Annotated in this window: 20 protein-coding genes; 4 read left to right on the top strand and 16 right to left on the bottom strand. The window is 54.5% G+C overall.

All coding sequences use genetic code 11. The features are described 5' to 3' along the window. Window positions 1-12: 12 nt before the first annotated feature. The 7 genes from EKL02_RS04135 to EKL02_RS04105 all read right to left on the bottom strand — a co-directional run bounded on the left by EKL02_RS04135 (window position 13) and on the right by EKL02_RS04105 (window position 13,537). Window positions 13-768, bottom strand: coding sequence for a TSUP family transporter (locus EKL02_RS04135; RefSeq protein ID WP_128900866.1), 756 nt, complete (start codon window positions 766-768; stop codon window positions 13-15). Between the two features lie 34 nt (window positions 769-802). Next, window positions 803-2,110, bottom strand: a complete 1,308-nt coding sequence (locus EKL02_RS04130; RefSeq protein WP_128900865.1) for a dicarboxylate/amino acid:cation symporter — start codon at window positions 2,108-2,110, stop codon at window positions 803-805. Window positions 2,111-2,145: 35 nt separating this feature from the next. Next, a complete protein-coding gene (gene aspA / locus EKL02_RS04125; protein ID WP_128900864.1) occupies window positions 2,146-3,567 on the bottom strand; it encodes an aspartate ammonia-lyase in 1,422 nt (473 codons plus the stop codon). Window positions 3,568-3,820: 253 nt separating this feature from the next. After that, window positions 3,821-4,852, bottom strand: coding sequence for an SGNH/GDSL hydrolase family protein (locus EKL02_RS04120; RefSeq protein WP_128900863.1), 1,032 nt, complete (start codon window positions 4,850-4,852; stop codon window positions 3,821-3,823). After that, on the bottom strand, window positions 4,821-6,284 hold the full coding sequence (locus EKL02_RS04115) for an MBOAT family protein (RefSeq protein WP_128900862.1): 1,464 nt from the start codon (window positions 6,282-6,284) through the stop codon (window positions 4,821-4,823). Before EKL02_RS04115 ends, EKL02_RS04120 begins: the two co-directional genes overlap by 32 nt. A 114-nt stretch (window positions 6,285-6,398) precedes the next feature. Then, entirely contained in the window at window positions 6,399-7,226 is an 828-nt protein-coding gene (locus tag EKL02_RS04110; RefSeq protein WP_164931946.1) for a CheR family methyltransferase, read from the bottom strand. Between the two features lie 8 nt (window positions 7,227-7,234). Then, a complete protein-coding gene (locus tag EKL02_RS04105; protein ID WP_128900860.1) occupies window positions 7,235-13,537 on the bottom strand; it encodes a HAMP domain-containing protein in 6,303 nt (2,100 codons plus the stop codon). A 267-nt stretch (window positions 13,538-13,804) separates the two neighbouring features. Between EKL02_RS04105 and EKL02_RS04100 the strand changes: the two genes are divergently transcribed. Genes EKL02_RS04100 through EKL02_RS04085 form a run of 4 tightly spaced genes read left to right on the top strand, consistent with a single transcriptional unit; the run spans window position 13,805 to window position 16,382 of the window. Continuing rightward, window positions 13,805-15,433, top strand: a complete 1,629-nt coding sequence (locus EKL02_RS04100) for a response regulator (protein ID WP_128900859.1) — start codon at window positions 13,805-13,807, stop codon at window positions 15,431-15,433. 27 nt (window positions 15,434-15,460) lie between these two features. Continuing rightward, window positions 15,461-15,850 carry a hypothetical protein gene (locus EKL02_RS04095; RefSeq protein ID WP_128900858.1) on the top strand — a complete coding sequence of 130 codons (390 nt, stop codon included), beginning with the start codon at window positions 15,461-15,463 and terminating at the stop codon, window positions 15,848-15,850. Continuing rightward, complete coding sequence (locus tag EKL02_RS04090; protein WP_128900857.1) at window positions 15,850-16,113, top strand: DUF5985 family protein; 264 nt, start codon at window positions 15,850-15,852, stop codon at window positions 16,111-16,113. The genes EKL02_RS04095 and EKL02_RS04090 overlap by 1 nt, the downstream gene beginning before the upstream one ends. Next, window positions 16,113-16,382: a DUF5985 family protein gene (locus EKL02_RS04085; RefSeq protein WP_164931945.1), complete on the top strand. Its 270-nt coding sequence runs from the start codon at window positions 16,113-16,115 to the stop codon at window positions 16,380-16,382. The genes EKL02_RS04090 and EKL02_RS04085 overlap by 1 nt, the downstream gene beginning before the upstream one ends. A gap of 52 nt (window positions 16,383-16,434) precedes the next feature. On the opposite strand, the gene EKL02_RS04080 is transcribed toward EKL02_RS04085, so the two are convergent. The 9 genes from EKL02_RS04080 to EKL02_RS04040 form a co-directional block, all read right to left on the bottom strand. After that, complete coding sequence (locus EKL02_RS04080; RefSeq protein WP_128900856.1) at window positions 16,435-17,028, bottom strand: class I SAM-dependent methyltransferase; 594 nt, start codon at window positions 17,026-17,028, stop codon at window positions 16,435-16,437. Between the two features lie 61 nt (window positions 17,029-17,089). Next, a complete protein-coding gene (locus EKL02_RS04075) occupies window positions 17,090-17,704 on the bottom strand; it encodes a cold shock and DUF1294 domain-containing protein (protein WP_128900855.1) in 615 nt (204 codons plus the stop codon). 232 nt (window positions 17,705-17,936) lie between these two features. After that, a complete protein-coding gene (locus EKL02_RS04070; RefSeq protein WP_128900854.1) occupies window positions 17,937-18,209 on the bottom strand; it encodes a hypothetical protein in 273 nt (90 codons plus the stop codon). Between the two features lie 79 nt (window positions 18,210-18,288). Beyond that, the gene (locus EKL02_RS04065) at window positions 18,289-18,744 is read right to left on the bottom strand and encodes a hypothetical protein (protein ID WP_128900853.1); all 456 of its coding nucleotides are present in this window, start codon (window positions 18,742-18,744) and stop codon (window positions 18,289-18,291) included. 71 nt (window positions 18,745-18,815) lie between these two features. Then, window positions 18,816-19,667 carry a hypothetical protein gene (locus EKL02_RS04060; protein ID WP_206732447.1) on the bottom strand — a complete coding sequence of 284 codons (852 nt, stop codon included), beginning with the start codon at window positions 19,665-19,667 and terminating at the stop codon, window positions 18,816-18,818. A 57-nt stretch (window positions 19,668-19,724) separates the two neighbouring features. Beyond that, window positions 19,725-20,105, bottom strand: a complete 381-nt coding sequence (locus EKL02_RS04055) for a DUF4260 domain-containing protein (RefSeq protein ID WP_128900852.1) — start codon at window positions 20,103-20,105, stop codon at window positions 19,725-19,727. Between the two features lie 27 nt (window positions 20,106-20,132). After that, entirely contained in the window at window positions 20,133-20,375 is a 243-nt protein-coding gene (locus EKL02_RS04050; RefSeq protein ID WP_128900851.1) for a VF530 family protein, read from the bottom strand. 115 nt (window positions 20,376-20,490) lie between these two features. Continuing rightward, the gene (locus EKL02_RS04045; protein WP_164931943.1) at window positions 20,491-20,970 is read right to left on the bottom strand and encodes a GNAT family N-acetyltransferase; all 480 of its coding nucleotides are present in this window, start codon (window positions 20,968-20,970) and stop codon (window positions 20,491-20,493) included. Between the two features lie 93 nt (window positions 20,971-21,063). Further along, window positions 21,064-21,489, bottom strand: coding sequence for a GFA family protein (locus tag EKL02_RS04040; RefSeq protein ID WP_128900849.1), 426 nt, complete (start codon window positions 21,487-21,489; stop codon window positions 21,064-21,066). Window positions 21,490-22,220: the final 731 nt, after the last annotated feature.

The following is a 22,220-nucleotide window of genomic DNA, read 5'->3' as shown; positions in this document are numbered from 1 at the left end:
GGAAAGTCTATTCTAGAGGATTTCCACCAGTTGTTTGATGACCAGAATGGCGACGACGCCGAGGAAAGCCTTGCGGATCAGGCCGGCGCCATGCCTTATCGCCAGGTGGGTGCCAAGATAGGCGCCGGCCAGGTTGCAGGCGGCCATGATCAGGCCGACTTTCCAGAGGATGGGGCCGTGGCTGGCAAAAAAGGCAATCGCTGAGAGGTTGGTGGCGAAATTGATGACTTTGGCGCTGGCCGACCCCTGCACGAAATCCATGCCGAAAAGACGGACGAAGCCGAAGATCAGGAAGCTGCCGGTGCCCGGCCCGAAAAAGCCATCGTAGGCGCCGATGACGAAGCCGAACAGTGCGCCCTTCCAGCGGTCGCCGCCGTGCAGCACGCGCGTCACTTGCTGGCCAAGGTCTTTCTTCAGGAAAGTATAGAGGCCGACGGCGACCATCAGGACAATGATCATCGGCTGCATCGTCTGGCGCGGAATCCAGGCGACCAGCGCGGCGCCGCCCCAGGCCCCGATCAGTGCGGCGACAGTGGCGGGCAGCACCACCACCCAGGGGATGCGCACGCTGCGCGCATAGCGCCAGAGCGCAGCGCCGGTGCCGGCGATGCTCGACACCTTGTTGGTGCCGAACAGCGCCGGGATCGCTGTCTGCGGAAACTGGGCGAGCAGCACCGGAATCTGGATCAGGCCGCCGCCGCCCACGACAGCATCGACCATGCCGGCGAAAAAAGCGGCGGGAGCAAGGATGTACCAGTCAACAATCATTTTATGCACACAAAAATGGATTCGGCGGCGCTGCTCAAGCCGCCTTGGCAAGCGCCAGCGCCTCTTCCGGGACCGGCAGGGCGCCTTCGGCTTGGGCTGCGGCATCGTCCACCGTAACAATGCCGTCTTCCCATTTGGCGACGACGGCGGTGGCAATGGCATTGCCGAGCACATTGGTCACCGTCCGCCCCATGTCGAGGAAATGGTCGATGCCGAGGATCAACAGCAAACCTGCATCCGGCAGCCCGAACATCGGCAGCACGGCAGCCACCACCACTAGCGAAGCGCGTGGCACCCCGGCGATCCCCTTGCTGGAAACCATCAGGATCAGCAGCATCGTGATTTGCGTAGAAAGGGTCATCTCGATGCCATAGGCCTGGGCGACGAAGAGCGCGGCAAATGTGCAATAGATCATCGATCCATCGAGGTTGAAGGAGTAGCCCAGGGGCAGTACGAAGCCGGTGATGCGATCCCGGACGCCGAATTTCTCCAGCTGTTCCATCAACTTTGGATAGGCCGATTCGCTGCTTGCCGTGGAAAAGCCGAGCAGCAGCGGGCTGCGGATCAGCTTGACCAGGCGGAATACCTCCTTGCCCAGCACGAAGTAGCCGGCCGCAATCAACACCAGCCACAGGGCGGCCAGGGCAATGTAGAAGGACAGCAGGAATTTCCCGAACACTGCCAGCATGCCCAGCCCCTGGGTCGTGATGATGCCGGCAACCGCGCCGAAGACACCAATCGGGGCGAAGCGCATGACAAAGTCGGTAACCTTGAGCATGACATGCACGACTTCTTCGAGCGTGCCCACCAGGCTTTGCGCCGCACGGTTGTGCAACTGGCCCAGGGCCAGCCCGAAAAAGACGGCGAACACCAGGATTTGTAGAATTTCATTGCCGGCCATTGCCTCAAAAATATTCTTCGGGAAGACATGGGTAATGAAATCCTTCAGGTTCAAGGCGCTGGTTTTCAGGCCGACCGCGCTGCCCACTTCCGGCAGCGGCACGCTCAGATGCGCGCCCGGCTGGAACAGGTTGGCGAACAGTAGCCCCAGGGCCAGCGAGCATAGCGAGGCGGCAATGAACCAGCCCAGGGCCTTGACGCCGATGCGGCCCACCGTTTTCGAATCGCCCATGCCAGCCAGGCCGGCCACCAGGGTGGCGAAGACCAGCGGGGCAATGATCATCTTGATCATGCGTAGAAAGATATCGGTCAGGATGCCGAAGTAAGAAGCAATTTCCTTGGCTTCCGCGGCGCTGCCGGCGAACGTATTGCACGCGTAGCCAACAATGACGCCGAGCACCATGGCAATCATGATCATCGATGTTAACCGGTTCATTCTCATGATGGGTTCCTTAATGTTTAGAAATACGGCGCAGCTCAGGCAGCCAGGGCCGGGATGATTTGCGGTTTGGTCAGCACTTCGGGGCGCAGCACCTCAGCCAGGCGCTCGACACTCATCAGCTGTCGTTCAAGCACGATCTCAGCGACGCCACGGCCGCTGAGATGGGCTTCGGCGGCGACTTCGGTCGCGTTGACGTAGCCGATGTAGGGATTCAGCGCGGTGACGATGCCGATTGAGCGCTCGACGCTGGCGCGCAGCGTGTCGCGGTTGGCGGTGATGCCATCGATGCAGTAGTCGGCCAGCGCCTTGCAACCCTTGGCGAGATGCTGTGCGCTCTTGAAGAGGCTGTGGGCGATGATCGGCTCAAAGGCATTCAACTGCAGCTGGCCGGCTTCGGCGGCAAAGGTCACGGTCGTGTCGTTGCCGATGACTTCGAAGGCAATCTGGTTCACCACTTCGGGGATGACCGGATTGACCTTGCCGGGCATGATCGAGGATCCAGCCTGGCGCGGTGGCAGATTGATCTCGCCGAAGCCGGCACGCGGTCCGGACGAGAGCAGCCGCAGGTCATTGCAGACCTTGGAAAGCTTGACGGCGACGCGCTTGAGTACGCCGGAGAGTTGCACAAAGCTGCCACAGTCCTGTGTCGCCTCGATCAGGTTCGGTGCAGTCACCACCGGCACACCGCTGATTTCGACGAGGCGGCGGCAGACCAGCGCGGCGTAATCGGGGTGGGCATTGATGCCAGTGCCAATGGCGGTGGCGCCCAGGTTGATTTCGCAAATCAACAGCGCAGCTTCCTTCAGGCGCGCCTCGTCTTCACCAAGCATGACAGCATACGTCGAGAATTCCTGGCCGAGGGTCATCGGCACGGCGTCCTGTAATTGGGTGCGGCCCATTTTCAGCACGTCGGCGAATTCAGCAGCCTTGCGCTCCATGGCGCCGCGCAGATAGGCCATGGCATCGACCAGGCGAAAAATCCCGGCGTAAGTGGCAAGCTTGAGCGCTGTCGGATAGACATCGTTGGTCGACTGGCTCATGTTGACGTGCTGGTTCGGATGCAGATGCTGGTATTCGCCCCGGGCGTATCCGAGGATTTCCAGCGCCCGATTGGCAATGACCTCGTTGGCATTCATGTTGGTCGAGGTGCCGGCCCCGCCCTGAATGACATCGACGACGAACTGCTCATGCCAGCGCCCGCTGATCAGCTCTTTACAGGCAGCGGCAATGGCGTCGGCGCGACTGGCGTCCAGCAGGCCGAGCTGATGGTTGGCCTGGGCCGCAGCCTGCTTGATCTGGGCCAGGGCGCGGATCAGGTCAGGATAAACGGCAATTGGCATGCCGGTGATATCGAAATTTTCCAGCGCACGCAGCGTATGGACGCCGTAATAGGCCGCATCGGGTACTTCTCGGTCGCCGAGCAGGTCGTGCTCGATGCGGGTCGTAGCTGCATTCATGGGGGTATCTCCGTTATATATTTGGCGACCACGCGACTGCGCGGTGTACTGCCTCTATTGCACGGACCATGCCACTCACGAAAGCATCGCAACCCTTTGATTATTATGACTAATTAAAACTGCCGCGCGCGCCAGCTGACGGAATTCCGGATATTCGCGGGCAATCGCGTTCGGTTTTCCGAACGGGCGGAGATAGGGCGGCGCGAAAGTGGCACCGGATTTGTCTGCACTGTTAACGGCCGGCTCCCACCCCTCACTTTGCAGCGATGTAGGGCCGGACCCAACCGAGCGCACGTCTGCTCAGCACTTCGGCCCCCTGCTGATTGAGGTGGAGTGGGTCAACAAAATATTTTTCGTTCCAGTAAAAATCATGTTCGACGAAATGCACATATGGATTGCCGTCAGCGATTGATTTTATTTTATTGTCATAGTGCGCCAAGACTTCCTGGAAGTTTGGAGCGGCCTTGGCTTGTAGCGGCCAGGGAAAGGCGTACACAATGACATGGATTCGATAACGTGCAGCCAGATCAAAAAACCGCTTGAGATAATCCGTGTAGACGCTATAGCCATTATCGATACCAACCCTATAGGAAGCGAATTCGCTTTCTGAAACGCCACTTATCGCACTTACGCCTCGCGACAGGTATCCTTTATTTTTCTCATCACGCGCCAGGTTGGCAATCAATGAATTTCTTGCGTGCTCTCGAAATACTGCACGCGTCGGGTCTTCGGAAAAACTATCGATCAATCCCGCCACGCGCTTACGGTACCGCAGCATGGGAATTCTAGTCCCGAAATACCAACTTAACGCCTCGTCCGTATTAATCAGCTGCGTATCAAGCGCATCGGTGACCTGCCAAAATTGGGGATGGTAATAAGCCAGGTAAATGTCTTCAAACCACTGCCGCCCGCCCAACAGATAAAAGCTGATGTTCACCACAATTGCTTTGGGATGCGTCGGGGAGTTTTCCAAATAATCGCGAGTAAGAAAATAAAACATCGGCGCCTGCATGCCCGGCCGCCCCAGATTGAGCGCGGTGAATTGCCTGCCTGATGCTTCTTCAAACACACGGGGATCAATGCCTTGATTGGTGCGGCTATCACCGATAAAAAGGACATCGGTTGCCTGCCTGCTATCAAGTCCGGACGCACTCGCGCCATTCGTATCGAGATTCTTCATGGCGTAATGCAGCGCAATGTTCAACACCACGATTGCCAAAACAATTCCGACACCTACCTGGACTACCACCCATTTAGAATTGGAAGTAAATGAATTGTTTTGCATTAGACACTCCGAACATGAAAATCAGGAAAAGCAATATCCCGTAGACCACACCTTGAATTACCCTGCCCCGAGACTTTTCCCACACTTCACCTTTGGCGCGCCATTCAAGCAAATCCAGGCCGAGCAAGGGCAGATAGTAGATCAGGAATTTGATCGTGATGGCGCCCATGGCAAGCGATGCAATCACACCAAATACATCAAACCATGTCTTACTCTGCATAAGCATCTGCAGCCAATCTGTCTTCCAGGTAAATAACCCATTGAGGTACATACCGAACTGGGCAAGCGATGTAACCCTGAATAAGATCCAGCCAAATACCACTAGATGAAACGTGATAACCATTTTCAGTAGCACCGGCATATTTTGCGCCCAACGCCCAAGCCGCCGCTTCGCACAATAGTGTTCAATGGCGACCAGCGTGCCGTGATAGGCGCCCCACAAAATGTAAGTCCATCCGGCACCATGCCAAAGCCCGGACAGCAAGAACGTAACGAACAAATTAAATATTGCCCGAGTTTCTCCTTCGCGATTGCCGCCGAGCGGAATGTACAGATAATCCCTGAACCAGGTGGAAAGTGAAATGTGCCAGCGCGTCCAGAAATCCCGGATGCTGGTGGCAAAATAGGGATAGTTAAAATTGAGCGTGAGATTAATCCCCATCATTTTCGAGACGCCGCGCGCCATGTCCGTGTATCCAGAGAAATCGCAGTAAATCTGGATCGAAAATGCATAGGCCGCCACAAGCAAGGTGATGGAATCGAAAGATTGCGGATTGGAAAAGACCGGGTCAACCAATTTTGCAACGTTGTCGCCCACCACAAGCTTTTTGAATAAGCCAAACATGAACAATCTACAGCCCAGGAAGAAGCCGGGAAGCGTCAACTCCCTGTCTCGGGTAATTTGCGCAAGCAAAACATCAGCTCGTTGAATCGGTCCCGCCACGAGGTGTGGGAAGTAGCTTACAAACGCTGCGAAATCGACGAAATTCCTTTCTGCCCGTATGTGACCCCGATAGACGTCAATCACATAACTCATGCTTTGAAAGGTATAGAACGATATGCCTGCCGGCAGTATTACGTTTGCGACGAATGAATTTGCAGGAATCGGCACATTCAACAAGTGCGCCAGAGATTCTGCAAAAAAATTCATGTATTTATAATACGAAAGCATGCCCAGGTTGACGGCCATGCTCAATGCCAGATAAAGCTTGCGCTTGTTACTGCCGGGCTTGCAAAGATCGATTAAGTAGCCGGCGCTGTAATCTAACGCTGTGGTAATCAGCAACAACGACAAAAATCGCCAATCCCACATTCCATAAAATAAATATCCCGCGAAAAGAATCAGATAATTTTGCGCCTTGCGTTGCAATTGCGTGTAAAGCAGCAGGATAAATGCAAACGGAATAATAAATTTAAGTTCGTAAAACAGCATGGCTTAGCCTATCGTTGCGTCCTGTGCAACTATTGTATATTAGCAAATGTGCCAAGTCATCCTGGAGACATGGAAGTTGGCTGCCTGCGACAGTTCTTGTTCCCGCACGCCGATTCATATGGCGCGGCGGTAGATGCCGCGTCGCCCCAACTCTTTATAGTTCATCGATTGCGGAACACATTCAAGTTCGATGCTGGCGGCGAGATTGAGTATGCCGAAGCGGGACAAACTGTCATGAAACAAGCCAAGCATGCGGCGTTGTACTGACTTGCCAAACTCTGCATAGCTTTTTCTGCAGGAGATGAGCTGGAACTCGTTGAACGAACTATCTGTACAAAGATTGTATTGGGCCCAGATAATGCGAGACTGCAGCGATTCCAGGAACACGGCGCGGCCATCACGGATTTCAAAATATTCGGCAAGGGAACGGCGGCCACCGCTTTGCCGGTAATTCGCTTCATATGCGGCAATCCGATCCGGCGAAAACGTCCCCTTCTTGATTTCCTGGAGAACTGCTTCGTTCGAACACGTGGCAAAGATCAGGCTCTTGTCGTAATGCCCTTCTTCCATCAGCAGGATGGCAAAGCTAAAGACTTCCTCCGCGCAAAGGCATTCGGCAATCCATATCTTGGGTGCCACGTAACTTCCCAGGAGCGCCCCGATCATGTCACGCAGGACTTTGAATTCGGCGGCATCATCGAAAAGCGCGGATTGCTGCATGACGAATGCCTGGCACAGACCGGACGCAGCTATCGGGTCATGCAACACCAGATTTTGCAGCGCCGAGATCGTTTCAAGACCGCGTGCCTGCATGAAATCGAGCGCCTTTTGCCGCAGCAAACGCTGCTCATACGCACGGAAGTCTTCTCCATAACGCCGGCAAATCCCATCGAGAAGCAAGTCAATCTCGACATCTTCAACGGTCAGGCCGGCGTCGTTCACAGCAGCGCCTATCGATGCAGCCATACGCGCATGAGGGACAGTAGCTGGGACACATCGACCGGCTTCGTAATATAGTCCGACGCGCCCGCGGCCAGGCACTTGTCGCGGTCGCCCTTCATCGCTTTGGCTGTCAGGGTAATGATCGGCAGCGACTTGAAGCGTTCTATTTTGCGTATGGCGCGCATCGTGTCATATCCGTCCATTTCCGGCATCATGATGTCCATCAGGACAATCTCGATCGATGGATCCTTTTCCAGCATCTCGATGCCATCCTTGCCGTTTTCCGCAAAGGCGACCGACATGTCATGCCGCTCAAGGACCGTCGTCAAAGCAAAGATGTTGCGCAAGTCGTCATCGACGATCAATACCTTGCGCCCGGCGAGACCGCTATCGGCAATGTCGATTTCTTCAATCATTTGCCGCTGTATTTCGGGCAGGCTCGACGGGGAGCGATGCAGGAACAGCGCAGTCTCGTGGACCAGGCGTTCCGGAGAACGCGCATCCTTGATCACGATGGTCCTGGCCGCGGCGGACAGATTGACGATCTCGGAGCGACTGAGGTCTTTTGCCGTGTAGACGATGACAGGCAAATCGCGCAGTTTGACATCTTTGCCGATGCTATTCAGCAGTTCAAATCCGTCGATGTCCGGCAGCGTCAAGTCCAGCACCATGCAGTCGAATCGGGACGCGTTGAGCGCGCCCAGCGCTGCCTTTCCGCTATTTACCGCCGTGATGACAATATCGTTGTCGCCAAGCAGAGAAATGACCTGGTTACGTTGGGCCTCATCATCTTCCACGATTAAAAGAGTCCGTTTTCCGCGGACAAGAAATTGCTGCACGCGCGTAAATTCTTCGTCCAGCCGCTCGAACGATACCGGCTTGGTAAGATAGGAAATCGCCCCCTGGCGCAGGCCACGCTCTCTTTCATGGGTGCTCGACAGGATATGTATCGGGATATGGCGCGTGCTTGGGTGTCGCTTGAGACGATCAAGTACGGTAAAGCCGTCAATATCCGGCAAATCGATATCCAGGAAAATCGCCGTCGGCATGTAGTCGCGCGCCAGAGTCAATGCTGAATCGCCGCTGGAGGTTACGATGGCCTTGAAGTTCTTTTTTCGCGCGAGGTCCAGTAAAACGCTCGAGAACGTTTCATCATCTTCAATGATCAGGATGGCAGGGTCGCCAGGCGCGACGACATTGCGGTCATCGGAACTCGATTCATGTTCCACCAGCACGGTGACTGCAGCCGTGGCCTGCACTTCCTCGCCATCCATGCCTGCATGCCTGGACGGCGACGCAAGCGCTGCGACAGGCGCATCATTCAGGTGAAAGGCGCTCGATGGCGCCACGATGCCTTGCGGATGACTGGATGCGTTGTATTTGGCGAGCCCTGCCTTGTTATAAGGCAGATACAGCGTAAAGGCGCTGCCGACACCGACCGAGCTCGTTACCCGAAGTTCGCCGCCAAGCAAGCGTGCCAGTTCGCGACTGATGGAAAGCCCCAGGCCAGTGCCGCCATATTTGCGGGCCGTGCTGCCATCCGCCTGCTGGAATGCTTCAAAGATCAGCTGCAGCTTCTCGGAGGGTATGCCAATGCCGGTATCAATGACCGAGAAGGCAATAACGGCATCGGCAGCGCGCAGATTGGGATGGTCGGCACTCCAGCCTGTTTCGGCCACACTGATGCTTAAGCGCACTTCCCCATGCGGCGTGAATTTGAAGGCATTGGACAGCAGGTTTTTCAGGATCTGCTGCAAGCGCGTGGTGTCGGTGACCAATGCCGGCGGCAGCGTGGCGCCGCGGCTGATGTTGAAATTGACATGCTTGGCTTCCGCCATATGGCGGAATGTCCGCTCGATATAATTGGTCAGGACAGTGAACCTGTATTCACTGACTTCGATGGTCACCGTGCCGGATTCAATCTTCGACAGGTCGAGAATGTCGTTGATGAGCGTCAGCAGGTCACTGCCTGATCCATAGATCGTCCGTGCATATTCGACCTGGGCAGGCAACAGATTTCCGGACGGGTTTTCACCCAGCTGCTGCGCCAGCAGCAGCAAGCTGTTCAGTGGTGTTCGCAGCTCATGCGACATATTGGCCAGGAACTCGGATTTGTATTTCGACGACAGGGCCAGCTGGGAGGCTTTTTCTTCAAGAGCGAACTTGGCCTGTTCCACCTCATGGTTTTTGCGTTCGACTTCGCTGTTCTGCTCATACAGCAAGCGCGCTTTTTCCGCCAGTTCCTGGTTCGTCTGCTGCAGCTCTTGCGCAAGACGCTGGGACTGGGCCAGCAAACTTTCTGTACGGCTATTGGTTTCGATTGTGTTGAGCACCACGCCAATCGATTCCATCAACTGATCAAGGAAGCCGATATGGGTCGCCGTAAAGCGGTCCAGCGAGGCGATTTCGATCACGGCCTTGACTTCCTGCTCGAACAGGATCGGCAACACGACGATATTTGTCGGCGGCGCCGCGCCCAGGCCGGACGACACGGCGATGTAATCGCGCGGCACATTGGTCAGCCACACCCGGCTTTTTTCCACCGCACATTGTCCTACCAGGCCTTCGCCGGGACTGAACGAGGTCGGCACCTTTTTGCTCGAACGGTAGCCATAACTGGCGATCATGTTCAAGCGTTCGGTCTGGGTCTGGGAATCCATCATGTAAAACACGCCATGATGCGCCGATACCAGCGGCGCCAGTTCCGAGAGAATCAGCTTGCTGACCGCTTCCAGATCGCGCTGGCCTTGCAGCAGCTGGGTAAACCGCGCCAGGTTGGTCTTGAGCCAGTCCTGCTCGGCGTTTTTCTGGGTGGTTTCCTTCAGATTACGGATCATCTCATTGATGTTGTCCTTGAGATCGGACACCTCGCCGCTTGCTTCCACCTGAATTGAGCGGGACAAGTCGCCGCGCGTCACCGCTGTGGCCACCTCGGCAATGGCGCGCACCTGCGTACTCAGGTTCGCCGCAAGCTGGTTGACGTTTTCCGTCAGCGCCTTCCAGGTTCCGGAAGCACCGGGCACGCTGGCCTGTCCGCCCAGCTTGCCTTCCACACCGACTTCGCGCGCAACAGTCGTCACCTGGTCGGCAAACACCGCCAGGGTATCGGTCATCTCGTTGATGGTGTTTGCCAGCGAGGCAATCTCACCTTGCGCTGCCACGGTCAGCTTCTTTTTCAAGTCGCCGTTGGCCACCGCGGTCACCACGCCCGCGATACCACGCACTTGCTGGGTCAGGTTGGCCGCCATGAAGTTGACGTTTTCGGTCAAGTCTTTCCAGGTGCCGCCGACACCCTTCACCTGCGCCTGGCCGCCGAGCTTGCCCTCGGTACCCACCTCGCGCGCCACGCGGGTCACTTCGGAGGCGAAGGAAGACAGCTGGTCCACCATCACGTTGATGGTGTCCTTCAATTCGAGAATCTCACCCTTCACGTCCACCGTGATCTTCTTGGACAAGTCGCCGTTTGCCACGGCGGTGGTCACTTCCGCAATGTTACGCACCTGATCCGTCAGGTTCGATGCCATGAAGTTCACCGAATCGGTCAAATCCTTCCAGGTCCCGGATGCGCCCGGCACGAAGGCCTGGCCGCCCAGGCGCCCTTCGGTACCGACCTCACGCGCCACGCGGGTCACCTCCGAGGCAAAGGAACGCAACTGGTCCACCATGGTATTGATGGTGTCTTTCAGCTGCAGGATCTCGCCGCGCACGTCCACCGTGATCTTCTTGGACAAGTCGCCGTTTGCCACCGCCGTGGTCACGTCGGCGATGTTACGCACCTGCGAGGTCAGGTTGCCGGCCATGGAGTTGACCGAGTCGGTCAAGTCTTTCCAGGTGCCGGCCACGCCCGGCACGTTGGCCTGGCCGCCCAGCTTGCCTTCGGTACCCACTTCGCGCGCCACCCGCGTTACTTCGGAAGCGAAGGAACGCAACTGGTCCACCATCACGTTAATCGTATCCTTGAGCTCAAGAATTTCACCCTTGGCATCGGCGGTAATTTTCTTGGACAAGTCGCCGTTCGCCACGGCGGTGGTCACTTCCGCAATGTTACGCACCTGCCCGGTCAGGTTACCCGCCATGGAGTTGACGTTTTCGGTCAAGTCTTTCCAGGTGCCGCCGACACCCTTCACCTGCGCCTGGCCGCCGAGCTTGCCCTCGGTACCCACTTCACGCGCCACGCGCGTGACTTCGGAGGCGAAGGAAGACAGCTGGTCCACCATCACGTTGATGGTGTTCTTCAATTCCAGGATTTCGCCTTTCGCATCTGCCGTGATTTTCTTGGACAGGTCGCCATTCGCCACCGCGGTCGTCACTTCGGCAATGTTGCGCACCTGGCCGGTCAGGTTACCGGCCATGGAGTTGACCGAGTCGGTCAGGTCCTTCCAGGTCCCGGCCACGCCGGTGACCTCCGCCTGGCCGCCGAGCTTGCCTTCGGTACCCACTTCACGCGCCACACGCGTCACCTCCGAGGCAAAGGAAGACAGCTGGTCCACCATCACGTTAATCGTGTTTTTGAGCTGCAGGATCTCGCCGCGCACGTCCACCGTGATTTTCTTGGACAAGTCGCCGTTCGCCACGGCGGTCGTCACTTCCGCAATATTGCGCACCTGCCCGGTCAGGTTGCCCGCCATGGAATTGACGTTATCGGTGAGATCTTTCCAGGTGCCCGCCACGCCCGGCACATTCGCCTGGCCGCCCAGGCGGCCTTCGGTGCCAACTTCACGCGCCACGCGCGTCACCTCGGATGCGAACGAGGACAATTGGTCCACCATCACGTTGATGGTGTTTTTCAATTCCAGAATCTCGCCCTTCACGTCGGCAGTGATTTTCTTCGACAAGTCGCCGTTTGCCACCGCCGTCGTCACCTCCGCGATGTTACGCACCTGCCCGGTCAGATTTGACGCCATGAAGTTGACGTTGTCGGTCAAGTCTTTCCAGGTGCCGCCGACACCCTTCACCTGCGCCTGGCCACCGAGCTTGCCCTCGGTGCCCACTTCACGCGCCACACGGGTCACTTCAGAAGCGAAGGAAGACAGCTGGTCCACCATCACGTTGATGGTGTCCTTCAATTCCAGAATCTCGCCTTTCACATCCACCGTGATTTTCTTGGACAAGTCGCCATTCGCCACCGCCGTCGTCACCTCCGCGATGTTACGCACCTGCCCGGTCAGGTTACCCGCCATGGAGTTGACCGAATCCGTCAAGTCTTTCCATGTACCGGCCACGCCGGTAACTTCTGCCTGGCCGCCGAGCTTACCCTCGGTACCGACCTCACGAGCCACACGGGTCACCTCCGAGGCGAAGGAAGACAGCTGGTCCACCATCACGTTGATGGTGTCTTTCAATTCCAGAATCTCGCCCTTTACGTCCACCGTGATCTTCTTGGACAAGTCGCCATTCGCCACCGCCGTCGTCACATCGGCGATGTTTCGCACCTGGTCCGTCAGGTTCGATGCCATGAAGTTCACCGAATCGGTCAAATCCTTCCAGGTCCCGGATGCGCCCGGCACGAAGGCCTGGCCGCCCAGGCGCCCTTCGGTGCCCACTTCACGCGCCACGCGGGTCACCTCTGAAGCAAAGGAACGCAACTGGTCCACCATGGTATTGATGGTGTCTTTCAGCTGCAGGATCTCGCCGCGCACGTCCACCGTGATCTTCTTGGACAAGTCGCCGTTTGCCACCGCGGTCGTCACGTCGGCGATGTTGCGCACCTGGGAAGTCAGGTTGCCGGCCATGGAGTTGACCGAGTCGGTCAAGTCTTTCCAGGTGCCGGCCACGCCCGGCACGTTGGCCTGGCCGCCGAGCTTGCCTTCGGTACCAACTTCGCGCGCCACGCGCGTTACTTCGGAGGCGAAGGAGGACAGCTGTGCAACCATCGTATTGGCGGTCGTTGCGGAACGCAGGAACTGGCCCTTGAGCGGACGCCCGTCGACATCCAGCATCATGGTCTGCGACAGGTCGCCTTTGGCGACCGCGCCAATCACGCGCGCCATTTCGGTCGTCGGCCGGACCAGGTCGTCGATCAGCGTATTGACCGAATTGACAATCGTCGCCCATCGTCCTCCCACCTGAGGCGCGGGGCAACGCTGGGACAGCTTGCCATCGCGGCCGACGACCTTGCTGACGCTGACAATGCCCAGGGCCATTGCCTCGCTGTTTTCCATGATTTCATTAAGCGTATCCGCAATCTTTCCATCCAGGCCCGTTAAATCCGATGGCATGCGAACCGAAAAATCCCCTTTTTTCAATGCCATCAAGGCGGCAAGTAATTTTTTGGAATCAATGGTTTGCTGAACATCGGTCAATGTATTCATGGAAATAATCAGGGAGGGAAGTGAACTAGGGAATTCTTTACCGCTCTATACAGGCTTGCAAGAACTTAATTGCATTTGATCAACATACATTGATATATCGCAAGGTAGTTTCTTTATGTTATTAATGCACTGGCCAAAAGGTGAGAATGCAGCATATTGGAAGGTCAAAGTAAATTTTTGCAGCCACCCTCTTTTTACCCTGTGCTTTTCGTTCCAGACTTAAAAAATTATGGAGCAGGACGAGAAACGCTTTTTCCAAAATACGCTGTGACGAATCACGATTATTTAGAACACGTCCCAACTGTTCTCGTCGTCAATGATGACCCGGGCAGTCTGTTAGGCTTGGTTGCCTTGCTGTCGCAATGGCAGGAAGAACTCGCTTTCAAGGTCATTTCGGCACGTTCGGGCGCCGAAGCGTTGAAGCAAGTCTTGCTGCATGATTTCGCCGTCATTCTCCTGGATGTCAATATGCCCGGCATGAACGGCTTTGAAACTGCCGAGGCAATTCATTCCCGGAAGGCTTCAGCTTCGACCCCCATCATCTTTTTGACCGCCTATCTGGCCGATGAGATGAACCGGTTAAGGGGCTACGAGCAGGGCGCCGTCGATTACCTGTTCACGCCGATCATCCCACAGATCCTGAAGGCGAAGCTATCGGTGTTTGTTGGCCTGGCCAGGAAAAAACTCGAACTCAAAAGCCAGGCCAGCATTTTAGACAAGCGTACGCAAGAACTCACCACCATCAATGCGCTGCTTGAAGCTGAAATAGATAAACGCAAGACCGCTGAGCACAAAAACAAGACCACCGAAGAGTTTTTGGCAATGCTGGGTCACGAGTTGCGCAACCCGCTCAGCGCCATCAATGGCGCGGCAATACTTCTCAGCCTCGACGGGATCGGGCAGCAGCAGACGATCGCTGCAAAGGAAATCATTCGCCGCCAAAGTACGCAACTCACAAGCATTGTTGACGACTTGCTGGATTTAAGCCGGGTCATGTTAGGCAAGATATCGCTGACCAGGCGCCCAACAAATTTTGCGCAAATAGTTCACAGGTGCATCGAAACACTGACAATTGCCGGGCGCACCCGGCACCATACGTTGACAGTGGTTGCCGACGAAGTCCATATCGAAGCCGATGCAACGCGCATCGAACAAGTCGTAACCAATCTCCTGGATAACGCACTGAAATACACGCCGAACGGCGGAGAAATCCATGTCGAACTGAGGGCAGCCGGCGACGAAGCCATGCTCTCGGTCAGTGACTCCGGAATCGGCATGTCGCCTGACCTGCTCACCCGGATATTCGATATTTTTAGCCAAGGCGAGCGGTCACTTGACCGCCCGCAGGGTGGCCTGGGCATCGGCCTATCCCTGGTCCGTCAACTCGTGCTTCTGCATGACGGCGACGTAACCGCAGACAGTCAGGGAAGCGGCACCGGCAGCAGGTTTACCATTCGGCTGCCAAGGAGTGAAGAGGTAACGAGCAATCTGGCAACGCTCCGCCCAAACTCCCCTGCCGCAACATATTCCATCCTCCTGATAGAAGATAACGACGATGCCCGATCCATCATGGCAGCGATGTTATCCACGCTCGGGCATCGAACGCTGACAGCAGCCAATGGGGCGTGCGGCATTGAAATTGCTGCAGCTGAATTGCCCGACATTGTCCTGATCGATATCGGCATGCCTGACATGAATGGCTACGAAGTGGCGCAGAAACTTCGTGCCATGCCAAAAACGTGCGCCCTCAAGCTCATCGCATTGACTGGATATGGCCTTGCAGATGACAAGGTCAAGGCAATTGAAGCCGGCTTCGATATGCACCTGGTAAAGCCTGTGAGCCTGGACGCGCTAAACAATGCGTTCAACCAGTGCCTCTCCACCTCTGCAGCTTGATGACCTCAGAGTGACATGCAGCGTTCAATGGCCCAGACGACCATCCCGAATGACCTTGTCCGGTTCATTATGCTTGGGATTCCTTCCGTGCCCTATCTCGAAGCCATGCTGCTCTTGCGCAGCGAGGCGGACTATCCGTGGGATGCAAAGCGGGCCGCGCAGCGCTTATATCTCTCGGACAGCGTCGCGCAGTCGCTCCTCGACGAGCTGTGCAGCAAGGGGGTAGTAGAAGTCACCGATCACCAGGCGCCACTCTTTCGATACCATCCGCAGTCAGACGAACTTGCGCAGACAATCGATCTTCTCGCGAGGGTGTACGCCGAGAATTTGATCGAAGTGACCAATCTCATTCATTCAAAGACAAACAGGAAGGCGCAACAGTTTGCTGATGCGTTCCTGTGGAAAAAGGATCCCTGATGGCAGCTTCGATTATCTACATGCTTTGTGCGCTGACTGCGTTCGCCTGCGCGTGCCTGATCCTGCGCAGTTACTTGCGCAGTCGCCTGCGCTTGTTGCTCTGGAGCGGTTTGTGCTTTTGCGGGCTCTTTATTAACAATGTCATGCTCGTGATCGATCGTCTCCTGACCGGGCCTGAAGTCGATTTATCCACTGGGCGCCTGGCAGTGGCCCTGGTCGCGCTGCTCCCGCTGCTATTTGGACTGATCTGGGTGGAAGAGTGATGCAACTGAATGCGATATTAACCGGCGCCATTATCATGGTGTCCCTGACTGTCAGCCTGTTTTTTCTTCGTTTCTGGAAAAGCACGCGCGATAAATTTTTCCTGTACTTTGCAATTTCATTTGCGCTGGAGGCGGTGAACCGGATCGTGCTAGGCATGTCAGTCACTCAAAATGAGGAAACACCTGCCTTTTATCTGATCAGGCTAGTGTCTTATGCGCTGATCCTGTTTGCGATTCTGGAAAAGAACAAGCGGCACGGAAAAAAATGAGCCGAAAAGGTTCGCAGCAAGGCAACTGTTGCGACTCTGGGTGTGTGACGCGTTAAGGCTTGGCAGCAATTGTATAGACATGATTTTCTGGATACTGGTCTAGCTCAAGGTGCAAGATCTTTAATCCATTGCGCATCAGCAGCTGTAGATTTTCGGATATTCCTATCGAACTATAATAAAAAGTATCGTTGTGCCAATGATCCGTATGTTCACCATGCGCGTCACCAAAGCTATACATCAGGATTCCTCCGGTAGCCAATAGACTGCATAACTTGGAAACAACAGGCTGCTGCATTTCAAACGGCAAATGAAAAATACTGTCCCAGGCAAGGATAAAGTTGAATTTTTCATCGGTCTCCCACGTGCAAATATCCTGATGCAAGAAAGTGTGCTCTGGGTGATTCATCCTGGCCAAACGGATCATCTCCTTCGAGACGTCAAGGCCGGTGACAGCAAAGTCATGGCTTTGCAAAATGCGGACAAATCGTCCTCCTGCGCCACACCCTACGTCTAATGCCTTGCCTTCCCGGGAAGTAAATCGCAAGGCCCTTTCAAACTGCGTGACGCCATACGAGGAATTGACATGGCGCTCATGCCACCACTGGGCAATCTTGTCGTATTTCGTTCCAAGGAGCGATGGTTCCATTTGATAGCCTTAACGCTGCACTGACAGGCAAATACACTTCGAAATATGGGAATAGTGAGCTTCACAAAGCCCCCAAAAATGCATGGAAGGCCCGGGCGCCAGACGACGAGAATAGCCAACCGAGTGTGCCGCAGTTAAGGAAAACGCATATCCAAAAGACGATCTGAAAAGATAGCTTTCTCGATTTGTGCCGAAAAATACGCTGTGCAATTAATGCACCTGGCCAACCGCCGACCAGGCCGACTAGATGCAGTGTGCTTTCCCTGATTCTCCATTGGCCAGATTTGGCCGCAGATTTATCCGCCCAGTAAGCGGCGTAGGTGGCGGCACTCGCAACAAAATACAGCCCCAGGAGGAAGACTGGCAGTTTTCCTAGTAGTGCAGAGGCTGCAACAAAAGCAAGAAACAGGGCAGCAATGGATAGCGGCGGCGTTTCATTACTTTTTGCCTTATGGAGGCGAACACGATCATCATTAAACGCAACATGTTCAGCGCGCGGCTGTCCCTTTTCATTCCGTGTTACCTCATAGGTAACGATCTCGCCTACAACAGGGCGGCGCATACTGTTTGTAAATTTTTTGATATGGACGAAAACTGGAGGTCCGCCGCCATTTGGACTGATGAACCCAAATCCCTGGCCATCCTTCCATGTAGTGATTTTTCCCTGATATCGCATATTGAAATAAGTGAAATCTATCCCGGAGCCTGACAGGCCTGCATCCCACGCCGCGAAACTGCAAACTCACTGGCACGTGGACTTACTGCTGCCAGCTCTTGCAGACGAATTCAAGGCTGCATCCGTCCGGCTCCAGTACCTTGGCCGCATAGTAGCGCGCGTTTGCTCCGAAACCCTTGAGGCCGGAAAGCGGCAAGATGCATGTTGCTCGTCCTGGTTCAGCATCGATGGATCAATCAAAAAGGCCACCAATGTCGCTTGCAATTTCAATGATGTCACCCAAGCCGAATCCAGAATCCGAGCTTTCATCGATTTTTGGAGACTTCTCGCGATTTCTTTTTTCTTCTAAATCTTGCTGCTGCCGATCTAGCTCAGCCACTATTTCTTTTGATAAAAGAAGCTCAGGCGGAAGCGTCGCGCCACAATACAAACAGCGATCTATCTTGCGATTTAGAATTCCCTTATCGCAGGCAGGACATCTATATCGGAATCGCACTTCTTCCATCGCTAATCCATATATCGTTTGAATTCATCGGCCTTCTGCGGTTTTTTGCGCAAGGTCCAGTGGAATGATAGGTTGGGCCTCATTTATTTGAGAATACAGAATTGAATTTCTTTTGATCCATGTATTTTGCGAAGTCGGAAAATGAGGCATTTACATTTGGGTTAGACATCAACTCTTGCATTGCCAACTTGCCAACAACGCCAAACGCAACTTTAAATGCCTCACCTCCATCTTTCTCCATCGCCGATCGCGCCTGTACTAGACAGTTTTCTGTCATTAGTCTCGTAATCAATGCTGCCATGCTCTTATCGAGTTCCTCCCGTTTTGCCTGAGTTACGTTCGATAATGTCTTGATTTCTGGATGAGTCGCCATCCCCACGAAGATCCAACGCGCCATCTCTTTGCGATCCTTGCCCGTTGTGTTATCGGCCAAGCATGTACTTAGGGCGTCTGTGGCTGTGCCAGCTAAAGCCGATGGGACGTTTACTGCTGAACCAATAACAACGGCAGCAATAGCAGAGAAGAACGTTTTCATGTAATTGTTTTCCATTGATTTTAAAATCCTGGAAGCGTACGAGTTGAACAGCGAAAGGCCCAACGTCTAGATTAAACCGCGGTCTCGCCGGAGGCGGGGCCGTCGACTTGAACCGCTGGTTGGGTGTTTAGGTAGATGCGTGAAGTGCCCTGAACGACCACCGCAGCAGCTAGCGACAGCGCGAATGCGAGCCCAATATTCATATAAGGTAATGCCAAGGCCAACACCAAGCAGAAACTGGCAAACGCATAGTACCCAAGCACCATGCTGCGAAGCTGCTTAATCGTAAAGTCCGTACCGTTGCGTATATGGGAGAAAACAGTTAACACCGACGCAATGACCGGAAACATGGCAAGCAACCCACTCAATCGCGCTCCTAGGCGGGACGAAAAGTGGGTGACAAGCATCACAAGAGCTGCGCCGGCGACCATACGCCACAATATATCGCTGCGTGCTCCTGATGCCGGAGCGACCGCTGACGCTGGAGGATTGGGATAGACCGTAGGGGCTACCGCTAGCGCCAGAAACACGCTGACTCCCGCTGCCATCAACGACGGTGCCCATGCAAATAGCGTCACGACAGTCAAGAAGTAGCAGGTAAAGCTAAACAGAGCGCTGACGATCCACGAATACCGAAGGGCAGCCCAAGCGTAACTTACCCCAAAAACGAGAATGGCAAGCACCGCAGATAGCGTTGCTACCGAAGCGTGCGCTGCAAATGGCGTGCCCTGTTCAAGAGCAATGAAAAACAGAATGGGCGCTGACACGATTGGGAAGGCGGACAGCCAACCCGCGACACTAGGCCCCCAACGCCGGCCAGCCAGTGTAACTCCTCCAATAAGTAACGGAACTAACGCGACCTTTAACGAGAGAATAACGCTCATAATTTTTCTTTTTCCACTCAACGCCACGTTGGCCAGCATGCGCCATGGGCCGCGAAGCGGCCTTTTCTTTGGCGTTTGTCTGGGTTGAACAATGAATTACGCATGTCGACCAATCCGCCCGAAATGCGTAAAACCAAATCCTGTTTGATATTTGAGGCCATAGCCAAGCACGCGATCAAATCCAATATGGGCACACCAAATCAAGCCGGCAGTTAGTAACAGTGGCAAGGAAAGCAATAAGCCGCCGGTTAGACACGCAACTGCACCGATATACGAGTGCGCAAAATTATAGGCGGCTGCACCTACTCTTGGCCCCATCAGATAGCCTAAAAACGAAAGGTCAGGTAGCAAGAAGAAAATTGCAAAGACTTCCCAACCATTTCCAAACTTGGAATAAGCAAGTAAGACCGCAGCAAGAACCACCAACCCTTCAAGCCGAAGGATTACTCGAACACCGCCCGTTACTTCACCGGACATCATTTCTCCTTTATTCATAACGCCTGGCTATGCATTTTTTGGCTCGCTTCGTACTGCAAATGAAGAGAGGTACAGGTTCTCCACTTGCTCTCTAGCCCAAGGAGTTTTCCGAAGAAATTTCAGGCTGGATTTCACAGACGGATCATTTTTAAAACAATTGATACTAATTCTATTAGCAAGCTCATCCCAGCCGTAGTGATCAACCAGTCTCACGACGACACTCTCAAGAGTGACTCCATGCAATGGGTTATTCTGTTTCTCGCATTTCATACTTCAGGTACGTCCTTATGATCGATGATCATTGAATGCATCGCCGAGCTAACCGACCCACAACATTGGCCGCGAAGCGGCAGCTTTATGTTGTGTGTCCGGGTTGAGTGATGAGTTATACATCTGCCGCCGCCAACTGTTTAATTTCCAATTCAGAGAGCCGAACAAGTCTTGCCTTGTCAGAGATCGTCGCTCCGATACTCTCGTAGAACTTCTGTCCGCTTTCGTTATGCATCGAGACTAACCAATCTACGCGGCCGCATGCGTTTTCATCTGCAATTTTGCACAGATGCTCCATCAATGCCTTCCCGATGCCCTGCCCTCGGTATGCCTCATACACATACAAATCGTCGAGCCAAAGGCCGGGCTTGACGATGAATGTGGAAAAGATGGAGAAATACGTTGCCATACCGACCAAGGTGCCATTGATTACGGCCACCAGCGCATGCGCCATTGGTCGATCAGAGAACAATGCGTCCCGCAAGTTTTCTTCGGTTGCGCGTAAGGACTCCGGGCAGCCATCGAATTCTGCCTTTGCTTCTAACAAGGCAAGAAGCTCACTCAGCTCAGTTTCTTTTAGTTTTCTAATTTCCATAGTCTGCACTGATTCAGGATGTATAACGTTTGACATGAGAGGCGGTGCAAGGGCGCAGCCCTTGTGACGTCCTCTCGGTGGAAGGGTTAGGCATCACGTCTTTGCCGTTGACGCCGAAGCGGGCGGGCCTTTGAATTGCTCGAGCGACTGATCAACGCAAGCCCAACTTGGCGCGCTTGAAACCCAAATGTTCGTGCTTGGTTTGATGGTTGACGGTTCATCCAGCGTGCCCACTCGTACAACCGTAAGGCCGGGGCGACCGCTCGAATCAGAGAACAGCTGGCTACCGCACTTGGAGCAGAAGCGACGGGTTACCGTGTTTCCGCTGTCGGCGGTCTTTTCGTGCCTGCTTGGTACTCCGGAAATCTTGATCGCGTTGCTTGGAAAGATCACGTTGACGGTCCCATTGGATGAGATCCGCTGACAGTCCCTGCACCAACAGACCCTGGACGGACCTGCATCAGCTGTGATCTGGTAGCGAATTTCGCCACAAAGACAACCACCAGCATATGACTTCATGTGAACTCCTTACGTTTCTGAAATTTGACGCAGATGCACCTCGTGATGCCTAACGCTGCGCTAACAGGCAGGCAACATGCGCCGCGAAGCGGCAAGCTCTATGTTGCTTGTCCTGGTTAAGCAACGAGTTAGGCGTCAGTTTTTGATTTGCCATCGCTTCATTTCTCCGGAAGTGAAGTCAATATTGTGTGACGATCAAGGCTTAACTGGATCAAGTTTGCATACCGTCAAATTTTTATGCCGTTCAGACTTAACGCAGGATGACGTGGTGCTGCCGTTTGGCTTGGTTCTGGGAGGATCCTGACACGCGAGATCGGTGAGCACAATTTCTTTTGGAGTGTGTCGACCGTCGCAACCACTCTTACAAGAGTAGGTGGACACACATCCTTTTGCAGGAGTTTTCTCGAAGGAAGCTCCTGCCAAGGGCGACCAGCCTGCCAAATTGCAGACAAGTTGAGCCATGTCTGGCGTCCAGTTACATTCCGTCTCAAACGGGAACCGTGCAAGTGTCTCGATTCCTACACCACCCCGATGAAGTCGAGAAATGACGATCATCGGCCTGGAGGGGTATATGTCGTTTAAACACATTGATTGAAGATCCGCGTTGCCTACCTTTGCAGAAATAACGCGATAGCACTCCGGATTCACTGGGGCTGTCGGCAAAGTTTTATCTGCAGAAAATGCATGTTGACACTGCATAAACACCAGGAGAAAGATGGTTCGAAGGAGTG

Source organism: Janthinobacterium sp. 17J80-10, assembly GCF_004114795.1.
Lineage (GTDB): Bacteria > Pseudomonadota > Gammaproteobacteria > Burkholderiales > Burkholderiaceae_D > Paucimonas.
The sequence above is the reverse complement of the archived record's forward strand: the minus strand, read 5'-3'. Positions and strand labels throughout refer to the sequence as shown.

Excerpts from the sequence above, each read along its gene's own strand:
- EKL02_RS04075 (WP_128900855.1), bottom strand. The coding sequence starts at position 17,704 with ATGCGATATCAGGGAAAAATCACTACATGGAAGGATGGCCAGGGATTT.
- EKL02_RS04120 (WP_128900863.1), bottom strand. The coding sequence starts at position 4,852 with ATGCAAAACAATTCATTTACTTCCAATTCTAAATGGGTGGTAGTCCAG.
- EKL02_RS04070 (WP_128900854.1), bottom strand. The coding sequence starts at position 18,209 with ATGGAAGAAGTGCGATTCCGATATAGATGTCCTGCCTGCGATAAGGGA.
- EKL02_RS04060 (WP_206732447.1), bottom strand. The coding sequence starts at position 19,667 with ATGCTGGCCAACGTGGCGTTGAGTGGAAAAAGAAAAATTATGAGCGTT.
- EKL02_RS04065 (WP_128900853.1), bottom strand. The coding sequence starts at position 18,744 with ATGAAAACGTTCTTCTCTGCTATTGCTGCCGTTGTTATTGGTTCAGCA.
- EKL02_RS04130 (WP_128900865.1), bottom strand. The coding sequence starts at position 2,110 with ATGAGAATGAACCGGTTAACATCGATGATCATGATTGCCATGGTGCTC.
- EKL02_RS04085 (WP_164931945.1), top strand. The coding sequence starts at position 16,113 with ATGCAACTGAATGCGATATTAACCGGCGCCATTATCATGGTGTCCCTG.
- aspA (WP_128900864.1), bottom strand. The coding sequence starts at position 3,567 with ATGAATGCAGCTACGACCCGCATCGAGCACGACCTGCTCGGCGACCGA.
- EKL02_RS04040 (WP_128900849.1), bottom strand. The coding sequence starts at position 21,489 with ATGAAGTCATATGCTGGTGGTTGTCTTTGTGGCGAAATTCGCTACCAG.
- EKL02_RS04050 (WP_128900851.1), bottom strand. The coding sequence starts at position 20,375 with ATGAAATGCGAGAAACAGAATAACCCATTGCATGGAGTCACTCTTGAG.
- EKL02_RS04045 (WP_164931943.1), bottom strand. The coding sequence starts at position 20,970 with ATGGAAATTAGAAAACTAAAAGAAACTGAGCTGAGTGAGCTTCTTGCC.
- EKL02_RS04135 (WP_128900866.1), bottom strand. The coding sequence starts at position 768 with ATGATTGTTGACTGGTACATCCTTGCTCCCGCCGCTTTTTTCGCCGGC.
- EKL02_RS04080 (WP_128900856.1), bottom strand. The coding sequence starts at position 17,028 with ATGGAACCATCGCTCCTTGGAACGAAATACGACAAGATTGCCCAGTGG.
- EKL02_RS04090 (WP_128900857.1), top strand. The coding sequence starts at position 15,850 with ATGGCAGCTTCGATTATCTACATGCTTTGTGCGCTGACTGCGTTCGCC.
- EKL02_RS04095 (WP_128900858.1), top strand. The coding sequence starts at position 15,461 with ATGGCCCAGACGACCATCCCGAATGACCTTGTCCGGTTCATTATGCTT.
- EKL02_RS04105 (WP_128900860.1), bottom strand. The coding sequence starts at position 13,537 with ATGAATACATTGACCGATGTTCAGCAAACCATTGATTCCAAAAAATTA.
- EKL02_RS04115 (WP_128900862.1), bottom strand. The coding sequence starts at position 6,284 with ATGCTGTTTTACGAACTTAAATTTATTATTCCGTTTGCATTTATCCTG.
- EKL02_RS04055 (WP_128900852.1), bottom strand. The coding sequence starts at position 20,105 with ATGTCCGGTGAAGTAACGGGCGGTGTTCGAGTAATCCTTCGGCTTGAA.